The organism is Phyllobacterium sp. SYP-B3895 (assembly GCF_009647635.1).
GTDB classification, from domain to species: Bacteria; Pseudomonadota; Alphaproteobacteria; order Rhizobiales; family Rhizobiaceae; genus Phyllobacterium; species Phyllobacterium pellucidum.
In genome coordinates, this window is record NZ_WJIG01000003.1 from 1007478 (window position 1) to 1030266 (window position 22789).

At 59.1% G+C, this 22789-nt stretch carries 18 protein-coding genes and 1 pseudogene; 14 read left to right on the forward strand and 5 right to left on the reverse strand.

Annotated features, from left to right (window positions below; all coding sequences use genetic code 11):
- The first annotated feature begins 376 nt into the window (after positions 1–376).
- The 3 genes from GF108_RS17440 (at position 377) to prfB (ending at position 5546) form a co-directional block, all read left to right on the forward strand.
- On the forward strand, positions 377–1582 hold the full coding sequence (locus GF108_RS17440) for an N-acetylmuramoyl-L-alanine amidase (RefSeq protein ID WP_153669356.1): 1206 nt from the start codon (positions 377–379) through the stop codon (positions 1580–1582).
- 271 nt (positions 1583–1853) lie between these two features.
- Positions 1854–4313 (forward strand): penicillin-binding protein 1A, encoded by a 2460-nt coding sequence (locus GF108_RS17445; protein WP_153669358.1) that lies wholly within the window; start codon positions 1854–1856, stop codon positions 4311–4313.
- A gap of 104 nt (positions 4314–4417) precedes the next feature.
- Positions 4418–5546 (forward strand): peptide chain release factor 2 gene (gene prfB / locus GF108_RS17450; protein WP_153669360.1). Its coding sequence is split into 2 segments (ribosomal slippage): positions 4418–4486 and positions 4488–5546, totalling 1128 coding nucleotides; the frame shifts between segments, so codons are not numbered across the junction.
- Positions 5547–5556: 10 nt separating this feature from the next.
- Here prfB and GF108_RS17455 read toward each other — a convergent pair.
- Positions 5557–6828: a M23 family metallopeptidase gene (locus tag GF108_RS17455; RefSeq protein ID WP_153669363.1), complete on the reverse strand. Its 1272-nt coding sequence runs from the start codon at positions 6826–6828 to the stop codon at positions 5557–5559.
- A 118-nt stretch (positions 6829–6946) separates the two neighbouring features.
- Positions 6947–7420, reverse strand: a complete 474-nt coding sequence (locus tag GF108_RS17460; protein ID WP_153669365.1) for a peroxiredoxin — start codon at positions 7418–7420, stop codon at positions 6947–6949.
- A 200-nt stretch (positions 7421–7620) separates the two neighbouring features.
- Here GF108_RS17460 and GF108_RS22765 point away from each other — a divergent pair, with 200 nt between their 5' ends.
- Entirely contained in the window at positions 7621–10941 is a 3321-nt protein-coding gene (locus GF108_RS22765; RefSeq protein WP_153669367.1) for a DUF3971 domain-containing protein, read from the forward strand.
- A gap of 8 nt (positions 10942–10949) precedes the next feature.
- Here the strand turns inward: GF108_RS22765 and tyrS are convergent, their stop codons facing one another.
- On the reverse strand, positions 10950–12203 hold the full coding sequence (gene tyrS / locus GF108_RS17470) for a tyrosine--tRNA ligase (RefSeq protein WP_153669369.1): 1254 nt from the start codon (positions 12201–12203) through the stop codon (positions 10950–10952).
- Between the two features lie 100 nt (positions 12204–12303).
- Between tyrS and GF108_RS17475 the strand changes: the two genes are divergently transcribed.
- Entirely contained in the window at positions 12304–13434 is a 1131-nt protein-coding gene (locus tag GF108_RS17475; RefSeq protein ID WP_153669370.1) for an anhydro-N-acetylmuramic acid kinase, read from the forward strand.
- Positions 13435–13490: 56 nt separating this feature from the next.
- On the opposite strand, the gene GF108_RS17480 is transcribed toward GF108_RS17475, so the two are convergent.
- Positions 13491–14165 carry an alpha/beta hydrolase gene (locus GF108_RS17480; RefSeq protein ID WP_027231414.1) on the reverse strand — a complete coding sequence of 225 codons (675 nt, stop codon included), beginning with the start codon at positions 14163–14165 and terminating at the stop codon, positions 13491–13493.
- Positions 14166–14371: 206 nt separating this feature from the next.
- On the opposite strand from GF108_RS17480, the gene GF108_RS17485 reads away from it, so the two are divergent.
- The 7 genes from GF108_RS17485 to GF108_RS17515 all read left to right on the forward strand — a co-directional run bounded on the left by GF108_RS17485 (position 14372) and on the right by GF108_RS17515 (position 21276).
- Positions 14372–15547, forward strand: a complete 1176-nt coding sequence (locus GF108_RS17485; RefSeq protein WP_153669372.1) for a cysteine desulfurase family protein — start codon at positions 14372–14374, stop codon at positions 15545–15547.
- Between the two features lie 170 nt (positions 15548–15717).
- Positions 15718–17244, forward strand: a complete 1527-nt coding sequence (gene sufB, locus GF108_RS17490; RefSeq protein WP_153669373.1) for a Fe-S cluster assembly protein SufB — start codon at positions 15718–15720, stop codon at positions 17242–17244.
- Complete coding sequence (locus tag GF108_RS17495) at positions 17244–17444, forward strand: hypothetical protein (RefSeq protein WP_153669375.1); 201 nt, start codon at positions 17244–17246, stop codon at positions 17442–17444. Before sufB ends, GF108_RS17495 begins: the two co-directional genes overlap by 1 nt.
- 92 nt (positions 17445–17536) lie before the next feature.
- The gene (sufC, locus tag GF108_RS17500; protein WP_027231410.1) at positions 17537–18292 is read left to right on the forward strand and encodes a Fe-S cluster assembly ATPase SufC; all 756 of its coding nucleotides are present in this window, start codon (positions 17537–17539) and stop codon (positions 18290–18292) included.
- 11 nt (positions 18293–18303) lie between these two features.
- Positions 18304–19575, forward strand: a complete 1272-nt coding sequence (sufD, locus tag GF108_RS17505; protein ID WP_153669547.1) for a Fe-S cluster assembly protein SufD — start codon at positions 18304–18306, stop codon at positions 19573–19575.
- Positions 19576–19618: 43 nt separating this feature from the next.
- On the forward strand, positions 19619–20860 hold the full coding sequence (locus GF108_RS17510) for a cysteine desulfurase (protein WP_153669377.1): 1242 nt from the start codon (positions 19619–19621) through the stop codon (positions 20858–20860).
- Positions 20860–21276 (forward strand): SUF system Fe-S cluster assembly protein, encoded by a 417-nt coding sequence (locus GF108_RS17515; RefSeq protein WP_370462202.1) that lies wholly within the window; start codon positions 20860–20862, stop codon positions 21274–21276. The genes GF108_RS17510 and GF108_RS17515 overlap by 1 nt, the downstream gene beginning before the upstream one ends.
- A gap of 63 nt (positions 21277–21339) precedes the next feature.
- On the opposite strand, the gene GF108_RS17520 is transcribed toward GF108_RS17515, so the two are convergent.
- Positions 21340–21915 (reverse strand): hypothetical protein, encoded by a 576-nt coding sequence (locus tag GF108_RS17520; RefSeq protein ID WP_153669379.1) that lies wholly within the window; start codon positions 21913–21915, stop codon positions 21340–21342.
- A 118-nt stretch (positions 21916–22033) separates the two neighbouring features.
- On the opposite strand from GF108_RS17520, the gene sufA reads away from it, so the two are divergent.
- Positions 22034–22408: a Fe-S cluster assembly scaffold SufA gene (gene sufA, locus GF108_RS17525; protein WP_153669380.1), complete on the forward strand. Its 375-nt coding sequence runs from the start codon at positions 22034–22036 to the stop codon at positions 22406–22408.
- A gap of 57 nt (positions 22409–22465) precedes the next feature.
- A pseudogene (locus GF108_RS17530) lies at positions 22466–22782 on the forward strand (TfoX/Sxy family protein).
- Positions 22783–22789: the final 7 nt, after the last annotated feature.

A 22789-nucleotide genomic window follows, 5' to 3' on the forward strand; every position in this document is an offset into this window, starting at 1 on the left:
TGTCCGCGCGCGCCAAATCCTTTTGTCGGTTACCTACAGCGAAGCTTCGCCATCGCGCCGCCATGTCTGTGCTCCGCTTGTCTTTCCGGCATTTGCGGTGACATCGAAGAGCTGATTCCGGAGGGCGGAAAGTAACTCACCTTTGCTTTTAGGAGGTGTGTCGCTTAATGACAAGGCCTTCTTCATAATCGTGTCATCAGCGGCTGCAACGAAATAACCTTGAATAAGAGATTATTAACCATGGCTCCTTACCTAATAGTCATAGATAATAGGTCCTGAGCAGACTTCCAGTGCGTGTTTGGTCGGCCGAGAGGTGCTTGCGGGGATTGCCTGCCCGCTCAGTTTCAAAGGTGTGAATGTGTTCCGTCGGATAATCATGGCTGCATTTCTTGGCCTTGTTGTCTCATTGCAGGGCGGCGCTGTCGCGCATGCGGCGGGCGATCTCGCCGCTTTGACCTATCAGGCAGCCGGCGACGAACTGCGCACACGCGTCGTCATCAATTTCGACCAGGAGCCGGACATTTCGACAATGCTGCTCGGCGATCCGCATCGCCTGGCGATCGACATGCCAAAGACGGTTTTTGGCTTCGACAAGAAATCGACCGAGGCGCGGGGTCTCATTACCGATGTGCGCTATGGGATGATCGACGCAACGCGTTCGCGGCTCATCTTTACCTTGAAGGGTCCTTTTGCGGTCGAACGGATCGATGTCCTCAAGAACGATAACAGTCCCGGCTACCGGCTTGTCGCCGATCTCGTCGCGTCGTCCGATCGTGCCTTTGCGGAAGCATTGAAGACGCAGAACCAGACGACGGCCTCGACGACGTCGACGCCAACCGGCGATCGATTGGCGTCCGCCGCTCCCGGTGAAGCAAGCCAGGCGCCGAAACCGTTCACCGTGGTCGTCGATGCCGGCCATGGCGGGATCGACAGCGGCGCGGAGAGTGCCGGCGGAAGCCTGGAAAAGAATGTGACGCTGATGTTCGCGCAGCAGTTGCGGGACGAATTGCAGAAGATCTCCGGCATTCGTGTCGAGATGACACGCAACGACGATACGTTCCTGCGCCTGTCCGAGCGCGTGCGCATCGCCCGCCAGTACGAGGCCGACCTGTTCGTCTCGATCCATGCCGACACGATCAATCGCGGCAACATCCGCGGCGCAACGGTCTACACAGTTTCCGACCGGGCTTCCGATGCGGATTCCCGCGCCATGGCCGACCGCGAAAACCGTGCCGACGCCGTGGCGGGCATCGCCTTCGACAACGAGGCGCCGGAAATCGCCGACATATTGATGGACCTGACGCGCCGGGAGACACACAACTTCTCGCTGAGTTTCGCCAAGACCGTGGTGAAGTCGCTCAAGAAAGATGTGAACATGATCAACAACCCGCACCGCTTTGCCGGCTTTCAGGTGCTGCGTGCCCCGGATGTGCCGTCCGTGCTGGTTGAAATCGGTTATCTCTCCAATCAGGAAGACGAAAAGCTCATGCTCGACCCGGCGTGGCGGAGCCATGTCGCCGAAAGACTTGCCACGGCGGTCGGCGAATTTGCTGGAATGAAGACGGCTGGCGCGCTCAACTAGGAGTTATGCACGGTAGGGTTGTATTGAAAATTCTCACGCCCGTGCGTTGCCGAAACTACACATTTGGTATTTAAATTGTTAAGGGAAACGGGTTTTCCTTGCCTTTGTCACATTTGTCGATCAATGGCATCGACGAGCTTTCGGCGTCGCTCCTGGCACATGCCGAACTTGGGCTGGCTTTCACTGTGGCCATTCCTGCATCGCAATCTGCATGAATCGAAAGCTCGCTTTGATTTTACGTGCCAATTGGTGAAACGGGTTCCGGATACTTATGATACGCTTGATCGGATATTTTTTCGGAATCGGCACGGTTATGGCGCTGATCGCCGCTGCTGGCGCGGCCCTTTATGTCGTCAGCATCTCCAAGGATCTGCCGGACTACGAAGTTCTGGCAAAGTACGAACCGCCGGTCATGACCCGCGTTCATGCATCCGACGGGCAGCTTATGGCGGAATTTGCGCGCGAGCGCCGGCTTTATTTGCCGATCCAGGCGGTTCCTGACCGGGTCAAAGCTGCCTTCATTTCGGCCGAAGACAAGAATTTCTATCAGCATCCGGGTGTCGACATCAGTGGACTGTTCCGCGCTGTCCTTACCAATATCCAGAACTACGGCACGCGCCGGCCTGTCGGCGCATCGACCATCACTCAGCAGGTCGCCAAGAACTTTCTCCTGAGCAATGACCAGACCATCGGCCGCAAAGTCAAGGAAGCGATCCTCTCGTTCCGCATCGAGCAGGCCTATTCGAAAGACCGCATTCTCGAACTTTACCTCAACGAGATTTTCTTCGGCCTCAACTCCTACGGCATTGCAGGCGCCGCGCTGACATATTTCAACAAGTCGGTGAATGAACTGACCGTGGCGGAGGCTGCCTATCTCGCGGCCCTTCCGAAGGGACCTTCCAACTACCATCCGTTCCGCCAGCCGGAGCGTGCGATTGAGCGGCGCAACTGGGTCATCGATCGCATGGCCGAGAACGGCTATGTGACGGCGGAAGAAGCTACGGAAGCGAAAGCCGAGCCGCTCGGCGTTACGCCGCGGCACACCGGCAACTATCTCTTTGCGTCCGAGTACTTCAGCGAAGAGGTTCGCCGCCAGATCATCGCCAAATATGGCGAGAACGCGCTCTATGAGGGCGGTCTTTCGGTTCGTACCACGCTCGACCCGAAGCTGCAGGTCATGGCACGCAAGGCGCTGCAGCACGGGCTCTTCAAATATGACGAGGCGCGCGGCTATCGCGGCGCCTTCAAGACCATTTCAACCAATGGCGACTGGGGCATTCCGCTGTCCGAGATCAAGGCGTTTTCCGACGTGCCGGAATGGCAGCTTGCCGTCGTGCTCGAGGTAACGCCGCAGCAGGCGACTATCGGTCTGCAGCCCGACCGCGAGACTTCCGGCAAGGTCGTCAGCGAACGCAAGCAGGGCACGATCGACGCGGCCGATGCAAAATGGGCCTTGAAGCTGCTCATCGACGGCAAGCGCTCGTCGGCAAAGTCACTCGAGGGCGTGCTCAATGTCGGCGACGTGGTCTTTGTTGAGAAGAAGGAGGGCAGCAACGATGCCTTCCAGCTGCGCCAGGTACCGAAGATCGCCGGCGGCGCTGTAGCGATGGACCCGCATACGGGACGCGTTCTTGCCATGGTCGGCGGCTTCTCCTTTGCCGAATCCGAATTCAATCGCGCGACGCAGGCGATGCGTCAGCCCGGCTCCTCGTTCAAGCCGTTCGTCTACTCCGCCGCGCTCGATAATGGCTATACGCCAGCCTCGGTTGTGCTTGATGGTCCGATATCTATCGACCAGGGCGGCAGCCTCGGCATATGGGCGCCGAAGAACTATGGCGGCAAGTTTGCCGGCCCATCGACGCTGCGCTACGGCATCGAACAGTCGCGCAACCTGATGACGGTCCGCCTCGCGCAGGACATGGGCATGAAGCTCGTTGCCGAATATGCCGAGCGTTTCGGCATCTATGACAAGATGCTGCCGGTTCTCGCCATGGCGCTTGGCTCGGGCGAAACGACGGTGCTGCGCATGGTGACCGGCTATTCGATCATTGCCAATGGCGGCCGCAAGATTACGCCGTCGATGATCGACCGCATTCAGGATCGCTACGGCAAGACCGTGTTCAAACATGACGAGCGCAAGTGTGAAAACTGCACGGCCACCGAATGGAAGGACCAGCCGGAGCCGGATCTGATCGACGACCGCGATCAGGTGCTGGATCCGATGACCGCCTATCAGATCACCTCGATGATGGAAGGCGTCGTGCAGCGCGGTACGGCGACGATCCTCAAGAGCCTCAATCGTCCGATCGCCGGCAAGACCGGAACGACCAATGACGAGAAGGATGCCTGGTTCATCGGCTTCACGCCCGACCTCGTCTTCGGCCTCTATCTCGGCTACGACACGCCATCGCCGATGGGCCATGGCTTTACCGGCAGCGGCCTCGCCGCACCGGTATTCAAGGAATTCGCCGAAGCGGCCCTGCAGGGGCAGCGCTCCGTCGATTTCCGCGTACCCGAGGGCATGACGGTCATCCCGATCGACCGCAAGACGGGCATGCGCGCCTCGCCGGACGGCCCGAATGTCATTATGGAAGCGTTCAAGCCCGGCACCGGTCCTGCTGACACCTATTCGGTCATCGGCATGGATACGTTCTCGGAAGGCTCACCTGTCGAGGTGCAATCGCCAAACGTGAACCGGGCCATTCAGGGCGGTGGCGGCGGTCTTTTCTGACCGCCTGGCCCGCACTATCTCAGGCAGAGCTGAACACTTTACATCGCGCGGACCAGTCAATATGGTCCGCCGAAATTCGAGCATAGAGAAGGAACGGACAGCCAATGCGCGCCGAAATCGAGACGCTGGTCGACGAGATCAAGCAGGCCATAAGCCTGCTGAGGAGGCATCTTTGACTGGGATGCTTCAATCAAACGCCTGGGCTATCTGAACCAGCTTGCCGAAGATCCGTCGCTGTGGAATGACGCGCAGGAAGCACAAAAGCTGATGCGCGAGCGCCAGCAGCTCGAAGACGGCATCAACTCCATCCGCACCTTAAGCCAATCCCTGGACGACAATGTCGAACTCATCGCCATGGGTGAGGAAGAGGGCGATGCGTCGATCGTCGCGGAGGCGGAAGCCGCAATTCGGGCCATCAAGCAGGATGTGGATCGCCGCCAGATCGACACGCTGCTTTCGGGCGAAGCCGATGCCAACGACTGTTACCTCGAAGTCCATTCGGGTGCAGGCGGCACCGAGAGCCAGGACTGGGCCAATATGCTCCTTCGCATGTATACCCGCTGGGCGGAACGCAAGGGCATGAAGGTCGAACTTCTCGAAGTTCACTATGGCGAAGAGGCCGGTATCAAGTCCGCTACGATCCTCGTCAAGGGCCACAATGCCTATGGCCTCCTGAAGACGGAATCCGGTGTTCATCGCCTGGTGCGCATTTCGCCCTACGACTCGAATGCGCGCCGCCATACGTCGTTTTCCAGCATCTGGGTCTACCCGGTCGTTGACGACAACATCGCCATCGATGTCAACGAATCCGATGTTCGCATCGATACCTACCGGGCTTCGGGCGCAGGCGGACAGCACGTCAACACGACCGATTCAGCGGTGCGTATCACGCATATCGCGACCGGCATCGTCGTACAGTGCCAGGCCGAACGTTCACAGCACAAAAATCGTGCGACCGCATGGTCCATGCTGCGGGCTCGCCTTTACGAGGCCGAGCTTGAAAAGCGCGAAGAAGCCGCAAATGCGATTTCCGCATCGAAGACCGACATCGGCTGGGGCCATCAGATCCGTTCCTACGTCCTCCAGCCATACCAGTTGGTGAAGGATCTGCGCACCGGTGTCGAAAGCACCAGCCCGCAGGACGTGCTTGACGGCGCAGTGGACGAGTTCATGGAAGCGGCCTTGGCGCACCGCGTTCATGGATCGGACGTGGTCGTCGAGGATATCGCCTAAAGCCGCATTTTTAGAGGTCGGCAGCGATCTGCCGGCCGATGGCGAGGAAGGTCGTCGGATCGACGGCGTTGCCATTCCTGCGCACCTCGTAATGAAGGTGCGGGCCGGTTGAGCGTCCTGTGCTCCCGACCTTGCCGAGAACGTCACCGAGCTTGACGCGCTGGCCCGTCTTGACGAGGATCTGGCTCATATGGCCGTAACGCGTGACGAGCCCGTTGCCGTGGTCGACCTCGACCATATTGCCGTAACCGCCGGCATATTCGGCAGCAGTCACGGTTCCGTTGGCCGTGGCAAGAACCGACGTTCCCGCTATTGCGCGAAAATCCATGCCCGAGTGAAAAGCCATCATGCCGATGAGCGGGTCTCTGCGCACGCCAAAGGAGCTTGATACGGGCATGCCCGGCGCCGGGTTGGCGATGGGGACCGCCTTTGCCAGCTTCTTTGCGCCTTCAAGACGATGCAACGCATCATTCAAATCGGCGAGCTTCGTGTCGAATGGCGCGGTTGGCTTAAAGCTTGCCAGAATGAGCGGGCCGCCGGCGCCGGCGGTCTCACCGCCGGCCGCCCGTTTGATTCCCGTCGCAGCAAGCGCGTCGAGGATCTTGTCGGCGGCTTCATAGGCCGAATTGGACAGCGTCTGCATCTGGCGGGACTGCTTGGTTTCGACCGCCGCAAGCGAATGGTCGACGGAATCGAGCAGTCCGGCCTTGTTGACCTTGGCTTTCGCCTTGTCGTCACGCGGCGCGGGCTTTTGCGTCGTCGAGGTTGGGCCGGTGATGATCGGATCGATCCCATAGAAGGCATCGGCGTCCTCGGACCTGACAATATTGTCGGCGTCGCTGTCCATCGCGAGGTGTGGAGCAACGTCAGCCGGCAAGGTATTGCCGGCGCGTTTGAGCATGGGCGCAAGCTTTTGGTGCTGCTCGGTCAGGCGCTTCTGGCGCTGAACAAGTTCCGCAACCTTGCCCTCGACCAGTTTCCGGTCGAGAAGCTGGCGGCTGGTAACGCGGTCGAGCTGTGTGCGGAGCGCGGCGATGCGATCCTCGTAGGCGCGCTCGATCTGCGCCTGCCGGGCGACGCTTCCGGTTATGAGCTGATCGCGGAAAACGAGGTAGGATGTGGCAAGGATGTAGGTTCCGGCAAAGCCCACGGCTAGCGACCCGCCGAGGAGCGCGGCCCAGGGCTTCACGCTGAAATGGCGGATCGTTTCGCCGCGCGCAATGATGATTGTATGCGGTTCCTTGATCGTGCCGAAGATGCTGGAGCTCTTGACCTTTTTCATGGCTGTGTGTTCGTCGATCCGCAGCTGAATTCCTGCAAATCACTACACTCTGTTAGGGTTAATAAATCCTGACAGAGCCGGGCATTCTCATTGATTTCGCAATGAAAAAGCGAAGAAATCAGCTTTTGAGCGCCCGCGTCGCCTCGAGAACCTCCGCGGCGTGGCCGGGAACCTTGACCTTGTTCCACACCCGGGCAATTTTTCCGCTCGCATCGATGAGGAAAGTCGTGCGTTCTACGCCCATATATTTGCGGCCGTACATGCTCTTTTCGACCCAGAGCCCATAGGCCTCGATGATCTTCCTGTCCTCGTCCGCAACGAGATCGACCTTAAGATCATGCTTTGTCTTGAATTTGTCGTGCTTTTTCACGGCGTCAGGGGACATGCCGATAACGGTGGCGCCGAGCGCTTCGAACTGCGGCTTAAGGCCGGAAAATTCGATCGCCTCCTGGGTACAGCCGCTGGTGTCGTCCTTCGGGTAGAAATAGAGCACGACCGGCTTGCCGCGCAGCGCGGACAGTGTGATGTCGCCGCCGCCATCGCGGGGCAGGGTGAAGTCCGGAGCGGTGCTTCCAGTGTCCAGAACTGTCATATGAATGCCTTTCTTTTGATTATTGAATGCCCGCCTCAGTTACGCAACTACAGAGGCTAGGGAATCGTCTACGGTTTCCCATATGATTCCTCAATTGGCTTGGGAATTTGACAGAGAAACCGGAAAAAGTCCGCTTCACGAAGCGCGACTTCACAAAACTTCATCGTTACCCGTCAGCTCATAAGCGCGGCAGGGCTCCCGTGGCGACGCCGCGGCGCCGTTCGCGTTTGCATATTGCAACGAACGCCTGCTTTTCGTTCATCATTCTTGTCGCCATTCTTGGTGGCATAGCCTTTACGGTTCTGCGGGTCGGCATAGGCGGCGAAGCCCTGACCCGGCGCACGCAGGCAGCCTTGAAATCGGTTGTCGGCCCGGAGACTGCGGCAACCATCCAGTCGGCGCAGATATCACTCGACCAGCGCCATCACGTCGCCCTCGAGGCAAGGGACGTCAACATTGCCGACGCGAAGCGCGGCATCGAAATCAACAATGTCCGTTCTGTGCGGATCGGTCTGGCGACGCTGCCGCTGCTGCAGGGTAGCGTCAAGGTCGAGCGTCTCGAACTCGACGGTGCCGAGATCAGGGTGACGTCGAAGGTACCTTTCGATTTCATGACCCTCGTTCCCTGGGACGCGCAGGGTCTCGTCGATCTCGATGGCGCCTCGCGCCTGATCTTTTCGGGACTTGAAAGCGCGGTGTCGCTGCTCGACCAGCGCGAGACCCGCGACATTACAATCACCGACACATCGTTTGATTTCACCATCGCCGGTGCACCGGAGCGACTGCGGATCGTCAATCTCGATCTGTCAGAGACTGGCGGGCCTGTCGCCATCAACGGAACCGTCGAGTGGCGAGGCAAGCAAATCGCCATTGCCGCACAGGCAAAGCGCTCGGCCGTCGGCGCGAAAATCGAGGCGTTTTCGCTCGACATCAGCAAAATTCCTCTCCAAGGCACTTTTGGCAATGCGCCTGTGCCCGATGTCGATGGCATTAAGCCTGACGGCGCCTATCTTGCCTATGACAATCTCGCCGAAATCAAGCTCGACGGTCTTGCCGGGTCGGCGAGCGAGCCGGCCCGCGTCTGGGGTGCGCTCAACATAGGCGAGGGGCCGGTTTCAATCGGCAATGTCGACGATATGGCTGTCGCTGCGCAGATCAATTTCGAGCACGCTGCCGGGTCGAAGGCGATCGATCTCAAGCCTTCGATGCTGCATTTTGGTGCATTCAAGGGAACCGTCACGGGCGCGATTACCCCGGACGCGACAAATCCGGCGGAACCGGCTTATCGGTTCGAACTCGGTACCAACCAGGCAATGTCCTCGCCGCAGGACTCGAGCGAACCGGCGCTGGCATTCGATGCCGGCTTGTCGGGACGATACGTGCCCTCGCAAAAATTGCTCGATATCCCGAAGATTTCCGTACGTGCCGGCGAAGACAGCGAGTTGATGGGTCTTGCCAGGGCGATTTTTGGCAATGGCACGCCGGCCATGCAAATGTCGCTGCAGATTCCACACATGCCCGTTGCCCATGCCAAACAGTTATGGCCCGTCTGGGTCGCTACCGGCGCGAGGCGGTGGGTTCTCGAAAATCTCTCCGGCGGAACGACCAGTGACAGCAGGATCGACTTGAATTTCGCGGCGGGCCGGTTCAACGGCCCCGGCAAGCCGCCGCCGCTCGAAGCCGATGAACTGCAGGCGGATTTTGCCGTCCAGGGCTCGCACTTCAATATCGTCGGTGAACTGCCGCCGGTCAGCAATGCCGACGGTAAGATCAGCGTGCGCGGCGCGCGCACGACGATCTCCCTGGAGAACGGCGTTGCAATTACCCCGAACAACCGCGAAGCACATATTGTCGGCGGCGCGCTGGTCATCCCGTGGGGACCGCAACGGCCGGTGCTTGCCGATCTTGACCTCAATCTTGCAGGCGACGCTTCCGCCGTCGCCGAAATCATCGGCTACAAGCCCATAAACGCCGTAAAAAACCTGCCCTTCACGCCCGATGACATCAAGGGGAACGTCAAGGCACACGTGCTCGTCTCATTCCCGATTACGCGGCGCGCGCCCCCGGGTAGCCTCACATATACCGCCGAGATGGCGCTCTCCAACATCGACCTCGCCAAGAAGATCGACGGACAGTTGATCACGGATGCAAGTGGTTCACTTTCGGTCACCCGCGAGGGGGCGAGCCTTGATGCTGAAGCCAAACTCAACGGCATTCCCGCCGATGTGGAACTGTTCGAACCCCTGGGCGGCAACACGGCAAAGCGCGAGCAGAACGTCACCCTGCGGCTCGACGACAAGACACGCAACGCGCTGTTTCCTGCGCTCGACCCGCTGCTGTCCGGCCCGATTTCGGTCGATATTTCAAAGGGTACCGATGGCGCGCGTGTTGCAACGGCGGACTTGACCAAGGCCGAGATAAAACTGGCGCAAATCGGCTGGACCAAGGGCGCCGGTGTGAAGGCCACCGCAAAATTCGCCCTGCAGCAGGACGGCGATACGGCAATCATCAAGGATCTCGATATTGCGGGCGACACGTTCCGCATCCAGGGCGATGTCAAGGTCGTCGGCGGCGATTTGAGCTCGGCAGATTTCAATAACGTCAAGCTCAATCGCGGCGACGAAATCACGGTCAAGGTGGCGCGGACGCAATATGGCTTCCGCGTCGATGTGAAGGGCAATGCCTTCGACGCGCGGCCCTTGCTCAACCAGATCACGGACAAGAAGCAGAAGAACAGCGAGGCAGGTGGCAAGCAGAGAGTGCTGATAAATGCCGACATCGACAATGTCGTCGGATTTTATCAGGAAACCTTCAGCAATGTCTCGCTTTCCTACGAGGGCGTCGGCTCAAATGTTTCGGGTCTCGCCTTCAACGCGATCAGCAAATCTGGCCAGAAGGTGATTGCGACGGATAGTTCCGGGAGCGGCGCCCGCTCTATCAACCTTCAGTCGCGCGAAGCCGGTGCGGTGCTGCGCTTCTTCGGATTTTACGAGAAGATGCAGGGAGGCAGCATTAGCGTTGCCCTCGACTCCAAAGGCGATGGGCCGTTGCGCGGGCAGGTCGATGCCCAGAACTTCACGCTCGTGAACGAGCCGCGGCTCGCCAAACTGGTGTCAACCTCGCCAAACGGCACGAGCCTCAACGATGCCGTGCAGAAGAACATCGACGTGTCGCGCGTGACGTTCGATCGCGGCTTCTCGCAGATCGAGAAAGGCTCGAACTACATCAATCTTGCAAATGGCGTGATCCGTGGGCCGACGATCGGCACGACGTTTCAGGGCGTTCTCAGCGATCCTGCAGGGAACATGAACCTGACCGGAACATTCATGCCGGCCTACGGCATCAATCGAATCTTCGGCGAGTTGCCGATCCTCGGCATGTTCCTCGGCAATGGCCGCGACCGCGGCCTCATCGGCATAACCTACCGGCTGCAGGGACCGCTGAAGCAACCGCAGATCATCGTCAACCCGATATCCGTGATTGCTCCTGGCATCTTTCGTTCGATCTTCGAGTTCCAGTAGGGACTTGATCAGACCGGGCGAATGAGGATGTGCTTCTTCTTGCCGAGCGAGAGCTTGATCACGCCATCGCCAGTCACCTCCGAAGCGCCGACCTGAGCCCGCTCGTCCGATATGCTGGCGTCATTGATCCGAACTGCGCCTCCCTGGATATGGCGGCGCGCTTCGCCGTTGGAAGCGGCGAGCCCGGCCTTGACAATAAGGGTCAAGATACCAATTCCGGCCTCAAGTTCGCTTGCGGCGATCTCGACTGTCGGCAGGCTCGTGGCAAGAGCGCCTTCCTCGAAAGTCTTGCGCGCGGTCTCGGCTGCTTCTTCAGCAGCCTTCCGGCCATGCAGCAGGCTCGTCACTTCGGTGGCGAGAACCTTCTTGGTCTCGTTGATCTCCGCACCACCCAATGCGCTAAGCCGGCTAATCTCATCCAGCGGCAGTGTCGTGTAGAGCTTCAGGAAGCGCTCCACATCGGCATCTTCGGTATTGCGCCAGTATTGCCAGAAATCGTAGGGGCTCAGGAGTTCGGCGTTGAGCCATACGGCGCCATTCATCGATTTGCCCATCTTCGCACCTGAAGATGTCGTCAGCAGCGGCGAGGTGAGGGCGTAGAGTTGCGGCGTTCCCAGGCGATGGCCGAGGTCGATGCCGTTGACGATGTTGCCCCACTGGTCCGAGCCGCCCATTTGCAGGCGCAGGCCGTAGCGCTTATTGAGCTCGACGAAATCATAGGCCTGGAGGATCATGTAGTTGAATTCGAGGAACGACAGCGATTGCTCGCGATCGAGCCGCTGCTTGACCGAATCAAACGACAGCATGCGGTTGACCGAAAAGTGCTGGCCGACGTCGCGCAGGAATTCGAGGTAGTTGAGCGGCAGAAGCCATTCGGCATTGTTGACCATCAGCGCGTCACGGGGACCATCGCCAAAGGTGAGATAATTGGTGAATACGCGCTTGATGCCATCGATGTTGGACTGAATGGTCTCGGGCGTCATCAGCTTGCGCGCCTCGTCCTTGAAAGACGGGTCGCCGACCATGCCGGTACCGCCGCCCATCAGTGCGACAGGGCGATGGCCGGTTTTCTGCATCCAGTAGAGCATCATGATCTGAATCAGGCCGCCCGCATGAAGGCTCGATGCCGTCGGATCAAAGCCGATATAGGCAGACACGGTTTCCTTGGCGAAAAGCGCATCCAGACCGGCCTCGTCGGAGACCTGATGGATGAAGCCGCGCGTGGAAAGCGTGTGCAGAAACTCGGATTTGAAGGCAGACATTTCGGATTTTCCTGATTGAATCAAACGGCACAAAGCATGTGCCTTAACAGACGGTGCCGTTTAACATCATTCTCAATCGAATCACAAGAAAGGCAGTGTCTTGGCGGCAATACGGCGTGCAATCGGGCTGATGAGCGGAACGTCGATGGACGGCATCGATATCGCGCTCGTCGAAACTGATGGGGGCGGCGATGTCGTGCGGGGGCCGTCCGGCTTCACGCCCTACGAGACGGCATTCCGTCGCCGCATTGAAACGTCGCTCAGGGAGGCGAAGGCCATCCAGCGGCGCAATGAGCGGCCGGGAACGCTCGCGCAGATCGAAGAAGAGCTGACGCGGCGGCACGGCGATGCCGTGAAGCAGTTTCTGTCGGATTATAAGATCGATCTGAAAGATGTTGATATTATTGGGTTTCATGGCCAGACCGTTTTGCATCGACCAGGCGAAGGTTTGACTGTCCAACTGGGCGACGGCGAACTTCTTGCCAAAGTGACTGGCATTCCCGTCGTCTACGACATGCGTGCCAACGACATGGTGCATGGCGGTCAGGGTGCGCCGCTGGTGCCGGCCTATCACAGTGCGCTTACGCGGCATGTTCCCGCTGAACTCAGCCACGGCCGGCCGGTGGTCTTCGTCAACATCGGCGGTATTTCCAACGTGACGATCGTGCCTTCAAAGGGCGATCCGATCGCTTTCGATACGGGACCGGGCAATACGCTGATCGATCAGTGGGTCGAGGACCGCGCCGGGATTGCCTATGATGCGGGCGGCGCCATCGCGAGCGAGGGCGAGATCGTGGGTGCGGCGGTGACACGCTATTTGACGAAACCGTTCTTCGATTTGCAGCCGCCGAAATCGCTAGACCGCAATGATTTTACCCTGGAGGAACTCGGAGATGCCGAGCTTGCCGATGGGGCGCGAACGCTGGCGAGAGTGACGGCCGACGCCATATTGAAGGCGGGTGCCTATGCACCTGAAACGCCGTCGCTGTGGATCATATGCGGCGGCGGGCGCAAGAACGCAACGATCCTGAAGGACCTGTCGGACGGCGCGGGGCTTTCGGGCGCGAAGGTCGTCGTCGCCGAAGATTTTGGTTTCAATGGAGATTCGATGGAGGCGGAGGCCTGGGCCTACCTCGCCGTTCGTGCCCTCTACGGGCTGCCCTTGACCTGGCCGACGACGACGGGTTGCAAAGCGCCGGTGTCAGGCGGGGTAATTGCCGGTCGGAGGTAGATCGGGCTCACCATGATCCTCGGGCCTGTCCCGAGGATCCGTAGTCTTCAATCCCGTTATCGCAGCCGTTTCGGCTTGGCTTCAACCAGTTCGCCGTTCAGGCGGCGGTCCAGATAGTCCGAACATTCGGCAATGACTTCATCGGTCATGCCGGAGAAGAAATGGTTGGCGCCGACCATGGTCTTTTGCGTGATCGTGATGCCCTTCTGGGTCTTGAGCTTGTCGACCAAGCCTTGCACGTCCTTGGGCGGTGCCACCTTGTCCTGATCGCCGTGAAGGATCAGGCCGGACGAGGGGCAGGGCGCGAGGAACGAGAAATCATAGGTGTTGGGCTGAGGCGCGACGGAGATGAAACCCTCGATCTCCGGCCGGCGCATCAGGAGCTGCATGCCGATCCACGCGCCGAACGAGTAGCCTGCCACCCAGCAGGTCTTCGAATCCGGATGCAGCGACTGCACCCAGTCGAGCGCGCCGGCTGCGTCCGACAATTCGCCCGAACCATGATCGAATTCGCCCTGGCTGCGACCGATGCCGCGAAAGTTGAAGCGCAGGGTCGTGAAGCCGCGCTGCTGGAACATGTAGAACAGATCGTAGACGATCTTGTTGTTCATTGTGCCGCCGAATTGTGGATGAGGGTGGAGGACAATCGCGATCGGCGCGTTTTTTTCCGTCGAAGGCTGATATCTGCCCTCGAGACGGCCCGCTGGTCCATTGAAAATTACTTCAGGCATGTATACTCCACTCTTTGCCACAGGCGGTTGTAGTTGACCGGACTTGACGGCAACCAACTGCGCCCATAAAACCAGTTTAGAACCGTTCAAAACTGGTATAGAATTTTTGCTCGAAGCGGCTTAATAGGCTGTTCCGAGGCAAAAATTCAAGGAAATTGCGCTTTGTGCAGCGCGGTGTTCATAAAGAACAGGATCAAAGACCACCCATGGCCGGCAATCGCGCCTATTTGGACTACAATGCAAGCGCGCCGCTGATCCCGGAGGCTCGCGATGCTGTCGTCCAGGCGCTCATGCAGACGGGTAATCCATCGTCCGTTCACCAGGAAGGCCGGGCGGCAAAGGCCATTTTGGAAACCGCCCGTCGGAATGTCGCCGCGCTTGTCGCCGCCAAGCCCGACCACGTGTTCTTTACATCGGGTGCAACCGAGGCAGCTTCAACCCTCCTGACCCCGCATTTCATGATGGGACGGGCGCCGATGCGCCTTTCCCATCTCTATGCAAGTGCGAGCGAGCATCCGTGCATTCTCGCAGGCGGCCAGTTTCCCGCGGATCAGATCACCATTGTTCCTGTCGACGCCAACGGCATCCTTGATCTTGATTTCCTGCGCCGCGCCCTTGAGGCCCACGATCGAAGCGCGGGGCTGCCGCTGGTGGCCGTCCAGGCTGCGAACAACGAGACCGGTGTTATCCAGCCGACTGCCGAGATCGGCAAGGTCGTGAAAGCGACCGGGGGCCTGTTCGTGGTTGATGCGGTTCAGGCGGCCGGACGGATTGCGCTCAATATATCCGATACTTCGGCTGACTATCTCATCCTGTCTTCACACAAGATCGGTGGTCCAAAGGGTGTCGGCGCCATTGTGGCCGTGTCCGATCTGGTCATGCCGCGTGCGCTTGTGCGCGGTGGCGGCCAGGAAAAGGGTCATCGGGCCGGCACTGAAGCCCTGCCGGTTATTGCAGGTTTTGGCGCGGCGGCAGAGGTCGCGACCAGGCGTCTGAACGCCGGAGGCTGGTCCCTCAAAACGCGCGACGCCATCGAGCAGGGCATCAAGTCCATCGCGGCCGATGCGATCATCCATGGCGAGGGAGCCAACCGCTTGCCGAATACGACCTTCTTTTCGCTGAGCGACATGAAGGCCGAAACCGTGCAGATCGCTTTCGATCTTGCGGGAATCGCGCTATCGGCGGGGTCCGCCTGTTCCTCGGGCAAGGTCGGCCCCAGCCATGTGCTTGCCGCCATGGGTTTTGGTGGCGGCACCGGTGCCCTCAGAGTTTCGACAGCGTCCGACACGGATGAAAGCGACGTTGCGTCGTTTCTCGACGCATTGGCCAAAATCGTCGCACGCCGCGACCGTTCGAAACCTGTTGCCGTGGATGCGGCGTAGAAATTCCGGCTATCGACCTCTGTTTACGGTCGATAGCCGAAAAAATCCGGCGTCAGCCGGGTGTTAAATCGCGCGATTGCGCACTACATACGGAGCAAATATTCAAGACGACATACGCCTTGACGTTTGCAACTGCGGGACCTTGAACCCCGCGTGGATGGAGAACGCCAATGCCTGCCGTGCAGGAAACTATTGATCGGGTCCGCACCCTTGACGTGGACCAGTACAAATATGGCTTTGAAACCCTTATCGAAATGGATAAGGCGCCAAAGGGCCTCAACGAAGATATCATTCGCTTTATCTCTGCCAAGAAGAACGAGCCAGAATGGATGCTGGAATGGCGTCTCAAGGCTTACGAGCGCTGGCTGACGATGGAAGAGCCCACATGGGCGCGCGTCAACTATCCGAAGATCGACTTCCAGGACATGGTGTACTTCGCCGGGCCGAAGAACCAGACCGGGCCGACGTCGCTTGCGGAGGTCGATCCCGAACTCCTGCGTACCTATGAGAAGCTCGGCATTCCGCTGAAAGAGCAGGAAATCCTTGCGGGTGTGCGCAAGCAGGGCGAACCGAGCAATTCGGACGACGAAGAGGTCAGCGACAACGTCTACAAGTCAGGCCGGGTCGCGGTTGATGCCGTGTTCGACAGCGTCTCCGTCGTGACGACGTTCCGTGCTGAGCTTGCCAAGGCCGGTGTCATCTTCTGTTCGATCTCGGAGGCGATCCGCGAATATCCCGAACTCGTGCAGAAGTATCTCGCATCGGTGGTTCCGGTCTCCGACAACTTCTATGCGACGCTGAATTCCGCGGTATTTACCGACGGTTCTTTCGTCTATGTGCCGAAGGGCGTGCGCTGCCCGATGGAGCTTTCCACTTATTTCCGCATCAATGAGCGGGATACCGGACAGTTCGAGCGGACGCTGATCATCGCCGAGGAAGGCGCTTACGTCTCCTATCTCGAAGGCTGCACCGCACCGCAGCGCGACGAGAATCAGTTGCACGCTGCAGTGGTCGAGCTCATTGCGCTCGACAATGCCGAAATCAAGTATTCGACGGTCCAGAACTGGTTCCCAGGCGATGCGGAAGGCAAGGGCGGCATCTACAATTTCGTCACCAAGCGTGGCGATTGCCGCGGCGTCAACTCCAAGATTTCCTGGACGCAGGTCGAGACCGGCTCGGCGATCACCTGGAAATATCCGTCCGTGATTTTGCGCGGCGACAATTCGCGCGGCGAATTCTATTCGATCGCCGTTTCCAACGGCCATCAGCAGATCGACAGCGGCACGAAAATGCTGCATCTCGGCAAGAACACATCGAGCCGCATCATTTCGAAGGGCATTTCGGCGGGCAAGTCGAACAATACTTATCGCGGCCAGGTGTCGGCGCACCGCAAGGCGGAGAATGCGCGCAACTTCACCCAGTGCGATTCGCTGCTTATCGGCAATGACTGCGGCGCCCACACCGTGCCCTACATCGAGGCAAAGAACGCCACGGCGCAGTTCGAGCACGAAGCGACCACCTCGAAGATCTCCGAAGACGCGCTGTTCTACGTGATGCAACGCGGCATTCCGGAGGAAGAGGCGATCGCGCTCATCGTCAATGGCTTCGTCAAGGAAGTCATCCAGGAGCTGCCAATGGAGTTTGCCGTGGAAGCGCAGAAGCTCATCGGCATCAGCCTTGAGGGGAGCGTCGGTTAATGGTCATCGCCACGAAGGAAGAACTCGACAGGTTGCGCCGGCGCTATGAAGAGCTTGGCGAAGTCATCGAGGAATTGACGGATACGCTGGCGCGCTCGTCCACGGCGACCGAACGTGTGCTTGAACCTGAACTGATCCGGGCCCGCAAGGAGCTCGCATCCGTGGTCGAGCGCCTGAAAAGCCTGAGCGGCGACAATTGAATTGAGGATGGCGTGAGTCATCCGTCCTAGACATGAAATTGAGCGGAGGATCGCCTGTTTGCTGGTCCCGCTGGATACGAAGGAACTATGAAATGCTGGAAATCAGAAACCTACACGCACGCATCGCCGAAGATGGCACCGAGATCATCCGGGGCCTGAACCTCACCGTCAAGGCCGGCGAAGTTGCCGCCATCATGGGCCCCAACGGCTCGGGCAAGTCTACACTCTCCTATATTCTTGCTGGCCGCGAGGACTATGAGGTGACGGAAGGCGACATCCTCTACAATGGCGAGTCGATCCTCGATCTCGACCCGTCCGAGCGTGCGGCAAAGGGAATTTTCCTCGCGTTCCAGTATCCCATGGAGATACCGGGCGTAGCCACGATGGAATTCCTCAAGGTGGCGATGAATTCGCAGCGCAAGGCGCGCGGCGAAGAACCGCTGAAAATCCCGGAGTTCCTCGGCCGCGTCAAGACCGCCGCCGCATCGCTCGACATGGACATCGGCATGCTCAAGCGTCCGCTCAATGTCGGTTTTTCCGGCGGCGAAAAGAAGCGCGCCGAAATCCTGCAGATGAAACTGCTCGAGCCCAAGCTTTGCGTGCTCGATGAGACGGATTCCGGTCTCGATATCGATGCCCTGAAGATCGTTGCCGACGGCGTCAATGCGCTACGGTCGCCGGATCGCGCCGTAATTGTTATCACGCACTACCAGCGCCTGCTCGACTATATCGTTCCGGACACGGTGCATGTCCTCTACAAGGGTCAGGTTATCAAGTCGGGGGGCAAGGAACTTGCCCTGCACCTCGAAGAAAACGGCTACGCCGATATTATCGGCGAGGCAGCCTGAGGAGCGTCATGATGAATGTTCACGCAAGACGCCAGCCCACGGCCGCGGAAGCCGCGCTGGTCGACGCCTTTGTCGACCGGATGGGCGAACTGCCGGGCGATGGCGAGATCTCCAGCGCCCGCGACAATGCCATTGAGGCGCTGAAGGAGCAGGGCCTGCCCTCGCGCCGTGTCGAAGCCTGGCACTATACCGATTTGCGGACGCTGCTGCGCAGCGTTGCGCCCTATGACAGCGCAGCCGGCACCAATGCATTGCTGCCGATTATTTCCGGCTCTGCCATTGCCGCGGTTTCGAACGGCGTCAGCCTGGTGGCGCCCAGAGTTGATGGCGTCGAATTCCAGAAGTTCAGCGAAAAGCTGTCGGAGGGATCGGTGATCGGCGAACTTGCCATCCGTGATGGCGATGACACGATCGGCCAGATCAACGCGGCCTACGTGACTGATGGCTGGGCCGTGTCGGTTGCCGAAGGCATCGAGCTTGGTGCGCCGCTCGAACTCCAGAATATTCAGACGCGCGGCCAGGGCCACGTCCGGTTTCCGGTCAAATTCGGCAAGGGTGCCAAGGCTACGGTCATCGAGCGCCAGGCAGGCGGCGAGGGCGACGGTTTCTCGACGAGCATCAGCACTGTCACAGTTGCCGACGATTGCGAAATTACCTGGATCATCCTGCGCGAGCATGGCGAACAGTCGACCCAGCTCGCTCAGTTCATTGCCACCATCGGCAAGAACGCCAAGCTCAACCTCTATGTCGTCAATGCTGGCGGCAAGCTCATTCGCCAGGAAGTGCACGTGCTTGCCCAGGGCGAGGGCTGCGACTTCCAGCTGCGTGGCGTCAATCTCCTCGGCGGCGACAGCCATACGGATGTGACGATGACGCTCGGCCACCTCGTCGAGAACACGACGTCGGTGGAAATCGTCCGCAACGTCGTGACCGACCGGGCGCGCGGCGTCTTTCAGGGCCAGATCAAGGTCAACAAGATCGCCCAGAAGACCGATGCGCGCATGGCCTGCAACACGCTCCTGCTTTCCGACGACGGCGAATTCGACGCCAAGCCGGAACTTGAGATTTTTGCCGACGACGTTGCGTGCGGTCATGGCGCGACGGTTGCCGAAATCGACGGGAACCATCTGTTCTATCTGCAGGCACGCGGCATTCCCGAAAGCGAGGCACGCGGGCTGCTGATCAAGGCATTCGTGGCCGAGGTCGTCGAAGAGCTTCAAGACGAGGAATTGGTCGAAGCGCTTGAAGGCATCCTCGACAAGTGGTTGGCCGCTCACGTCTGAGCGGTCGTCCAAGTCAACTGGAAAACGGGATAACGCGGCTATCATGGACTCCAAGATCATTCCGAGCAGCTACGACGTAGAGGCGATCCGTCGCGATTTCCCGATCCTGTCGCGCGAAGTCTATGGCAAGCCGCTTGTCTACCTCGACAATGGTGCATCGGCGCAGAAGCCGCAGGCTGTCATCGACGCGATCACGCATACCTATTCCAACGAATATGCCAATGTGCATCGCGGCCTGCATTTCCTTTCCAATGCGGCGACCGATGCCTACGAAAAAGCGCGTGAAAATGTCCGGCACTTTCTGAATGCGGCGTCCGTTGACGAGATCGTCTTCACCAAGTCGGCGACGGAGGCAATCAACACCGTCGCCTATGGCTATGGCATGCCGAATATCGGCGAGGGCGACGAAATCGTGCTCTCGATCATGGAGCATCATTCCAACATCGTGCCGTGGCATTTCATTCGCGAGCGCCAGGGCGCCAAGCTCGTCTGGGTACCGGTCGACGATCAAGGCGCGTTTCATATCGAGGAATTCGAGAAGCGGCTCACGGAGCGCACCAAACTCGTCGCTATCACGCATATGTCGAACGTGCTTGGCACCGTGACGCCGATCAAGGATATCGTCCGTATCGCCCACGCACGCGGCATTCCAGTGCTGGTCGATGGAAGCCAGGGTGCGGTGCACCTGCCCGTCGATGTCCAGGATCTCGGATGCGACTGGTACATTTTCACCGGGCACAAGATTTACGGGCCGTCGGGCATCGGCGTGCTCTACGGACGCAAGGAAAAGCTTGAAGCGATGCGGCCCTTCCAGGGCGGCGGCGAGATGATCGAAGAGGTGACGGAAGACATCGTCACCTACAACCATCCACCGCACCGGTTCGAAGCGGGTACGCCACCGATCGCCCAGGCGATCGGCCTTGGTGCGGCGATCGAATATGTCGAGAAGATCGGCCGCGGCGCAATTCTGGCGCATGAAGAAGATCTGCGCGACTATGCCCACGAGCGTCTGCGGCAGATCAATTCACTGCGCATTTTCGGCGACGCCAAGGGCAAGGGCGCTATCATTTCGTTCGAACTCGAAGGCATTCACGCCCATGACGTGTCGATGGTGATCGACAGGGCCGGCGTTGCGGTGCGCGCCGGTACGCATTGTGCGCAGCCGCTTCTGAAGCGATTTGGCGTAACGTCGACATGCCGTGCCTCATTTGCCATGTATAATACGCGAAACGAGATCGATGTTCTTGCCGATGCGCTGGAGAAAGCGCGGAAATTCTTTGGGTGATGATAATGGCCGATAAAGTCGAAACGCTTGAAAAGCAGGATACGGTTGCAGCCGATCCGGTACATACGCCGGTTGGCACGGCGTCGGCGTCCGCTATTCCCGCCGATGAACTGGCGCGGATGACGGATGACATCATCGGTGCGCTGAAAACCGTCTATGATCCGGAAATTCCCGCCGATATCTATGAACTCGGGCTCGTCTACAAGGTAGATATCGAAGATGATCGCTCGGTCAAGATCGAGATGACGCTGACGGCGCCGGGCTGCCCCGTAGCCGGAGAAATGCCGGGATGGGTGCAGGATGCAGTCAGCGCCGTCGAAGGCGTCAGCTTCGTCGACGTAACGATGACCTTCGATCCGCCGTGGACGCCCGACCGGATGTCGGAAGAGGCACAGGTTGCGGTCGGCTGGTATTAGGCCGTTCCTTGTTTGGATAGCTTGCCGCAAGCCCTCGGGCTTCGGCTCCGTCCGATGAATTGGTCAGGGCGCCTCGCAGCCCTCAGGAACGCTTTCTTCGAGCGGCTTGTCGGATTTCTCCAGCGTTCCGTCGAGGATCGACATAGGGACGTAGGGCACGCCCTGGATGGCCGGATTGGCGAGCCGCAAACGATAGCAGCCGTTGAAGACTTCGGTCTTGCCATCCTTGTCGGTCGATTCGATAGCAACGGGCTTGCTCCAATAGGCGGAACCCGCGGCGCCTTCGCCCTCGGCCTTGCCGAAGAGCACTTTTACCGAGGCCGTGGTCTCATAGCCCTTCTGAAACTCGGCAAAAGGCTTGGGCGGATTGTCTGGAGCATAATAGCTGTAGGCGCGGGCATATTCCTGCCGGTTGATGGCATTGTAGTAGGATCGGATCAGGGTTTCCGGCGTGCTGCGATTGTCGAGATACTCGGGCGGGGTCTGGTTTTGAGATTCGGCGGCGGGTTCGGCGGGTTTTGCCGGAGTTTGTCCCTGATCCTGCGTTTGTTCCGGCTGCTTCGTTTCCTGTGCCGAGGCGAAGGCTGGCGCAAGGAAGGCGAATGCGATGCTGCAGTAGAGAAGATTGCGATGGTTCATGGGCTCTCCGCCTCTCAATCGTTGGCCGGGACAGTTTGAACACTTGCGGTGACGGTTGTGTAACATTAACTATGGTATTGTGTGATCGTTCCGCGATCTCAAGGAAGAGAGATGAGAAATGGGTCGTTTTTCTGTCATGACGTTGACTGATGCTGCAGCCAACCGCGTCCGCGAGATTGTCGCGACGCGCGAGAATGCGCTGGGAATTTGTGTCGGCATCAAGAAGGGCGGCTGCGCAGGGATGGAATACATGATCGATCTCGTTACCGAGGCAAAGCCGGGTGACGATGTCGTCGAGAAGGACGGCGTTAAGGTCTATGTAGCGCCGGAAGCCGTGCTTTATCTCCTCGGCACGCAGATGGATTTCGAAGTGACGACGCTGCGCACGGGCTTTGTGTTCAACAATCCCAACCAGACGTCGGCCTGCGGCTGCGGCGAATCAGTCGAGTTGACGCCGGCAAAGCCTGAGGCGCTGGCTGCAGCCGCGTCTTAAGACTACTCCTGTCAAATCGGGCGTGACGCGCCGTACTTGTCCTGCGATAGTTCCTGCATGGACAATGATGCGATTCATGATCTTTTCTCCGGTCTCGGGCCCGTGACCATCAAGCGGATGTTCGGCGGCAAAGGCATCTATTTCAATGGCTTGATCATCGCGCTTGAAGTGGATGATGAGATTCTCCTCAAGGCTGATACAGTTTCGGCACCCGCGTTCAGTGCCGCCGGCTGTCGGCAATGGCGCTATAGCGGCAAGAACAAGCCCGTCGACATGCCCTACTGGTCGATCCCGGACGAGGCGATAGACGATCCCGATATGATGGCGAGTGGGCGCGGCGCGCTTATGAGGCATCTTTGCGCGCCAAGAAATAGATACCGA

Coding starts and splice junctions, on each gene's coding strand:
- GF108_RS17440 (WP_153669356.1), top strand. CDS start 377: ATGGCTGCATTTCTTGGCCTTGTTGTCTCATTGCAGGGCGGCGCTGTC.
- GF108_RS17445 (WP_153669358.1), top strand. CDS start 1,854: ATGATACGCTTGATCGGATATTTTTTCGGAATCGGCACGGTTATGGCG.
- GF108_RS17455 (WP_153669363.1), bottom strand. CDS start 6,828: ATGAAAAAGGTCAAGAGCTCCAGCATCTTCGGCACGATCAAGGAACCG.
- GF108_RS17460 (WP_153669365.1), bottom strand. CDS start 7,420: ATGACAGTTCTGGACACTGGAAGCACCGCTCCGGACTTCACCCTGCCC.
- tyrS (WP_153669369.1), bottom strand. CDS start 12,203: ATGTCTGCCTTCAAATCCGAGTTTCTGCACACGCTTTCCACGCGCGGC.
- GF108_RS17480 (WP_027231414.1), bottom strand. CDS start 14,165: ATGCCTGAAGTAATTTTCAATGGACCAGCGGGCCGTCTCGAGGGCAGA.
- GF108_RS17485 (WP_153669372.1), top strand. CDS start 14,372: ATGGCCGGCAATCGCGCCTATTTGGACTACAATGCAAGCGCGCCGCTG.
- sufB (WP_153669373.1), top strand. CDS start 15,718: ATGCCTGCCGTGCAGGAAACTATTGATCGGGTCCGCACCCTTGACGTG.
- GF108_RS17495 (WP_153669375.1), top strand. CDS start 17,244: ATGGTCATCGCCACGAAGGAAGAACTCGACAGGTTGCGCCGGCGCTAT.
- sufC (WP_027231410.1), top strand. CDS start 17,537: ATGCTGGAAATCAGAAACCTACACGCACGCATCGCCGAAGATGGCACC.
- sufD (WP_153669547.1), top strand. CDS start 18,304: ATGAATGTTCACGCAAGACGCCAGCCCACGGCCGCGGAAGCCGCGCTG.
- GF108_RS17510 (WP_153669377.1), top strand. CDS start 19,619: ATGGACTCCAAGATCATTCCGAGCAGCTACGACGTAGAGGCGATCCGT.
- GF108_RS17515 (WP_370462202.1), top strand. CDS start 20,860: ATGATAATGGCCGATAAAGTCGAAACGCTTGAAAAGCAGGATACGGTT.
- GF108_RS17520 (WP_153669379.1), bottom strand. CDS start 21,915: ATGAACCATCGCAATCTTCTCTACTGCAGCATCGCATTCGCCTTCCTT.
- sufA (WP_153669380.1), top strand. CDS start 22,034: ATGGGTCGTTTTTCTGTCATGACGTTGACTGATGCTGCAGCCAACCGC.